Here is a 705-nt window from a genome sequence, read left to right on the forward strand (position 1 = left end):
GATAATGTCAGTTACGACTTCAAGAGGGTTACCACCAACACCACCGGTTACGCCACCCACTACATCTGTAACACTTCCAACCACACCAGTAACAATACCTGTAGCAGTTGTACCATTGTTGATAAGTGTTTCAACTATTCCTGTTGCTGAAGCAGTTGCGCCTGAGATATCTCCGCCTACTAAATCAGAAACAACTTCAAGAGCACCATTTACCGTATCACGAGAAGTTTCGAAAGTTAATGTGCCGAGATCTGCAATTTCAGAAACTGGATGTTCTGTTTGTGGAAGCACTCCAATGACTGTTCCAGCAACAGTTTCAATACCTGTATTAATAATTTCAGTTTTTAGGCTTTCGACACCTTGGAGAATATCGATGCCGCCTTGAACGACATCAATGACTGGGGAAATTGGTGAAGTTCCACCAGTCACACCACCTGTTACGCCGCCGATAATACCAGTGACAACTTCAAGAGGATTGCCACCAGACACGCCTCCAAGTAAACCTCCAGTTACGCCACCTACAACATTGGTTACTGTTTCTATGGGATTTGAAGAACCGACAGTACCTGTTACAGTGCCAACCACATCAGAAACTAAGCCTGTTGTTGTGTGGGTAACTGTATTAGTTACTGTTGAAATAACATTTGAAAGTAGGCCTGATGTTGAAACGTGTGCATCAACAGAAGAACCCGTGTTTACAGTGGT

Annotated in this window: 1 pseudogene; it reads right to left on the minus strand. The window is 43.7% G+C overall.

The window, feature by feature from the left end:
• Positions 1–705: pseudogene (locus NL42_RS18735) on the minus strand (hypothetical protein); the annotation flags it as partial.

This window comes from Acinetobacter sp. GN11 (assembly GCF_054823985.1).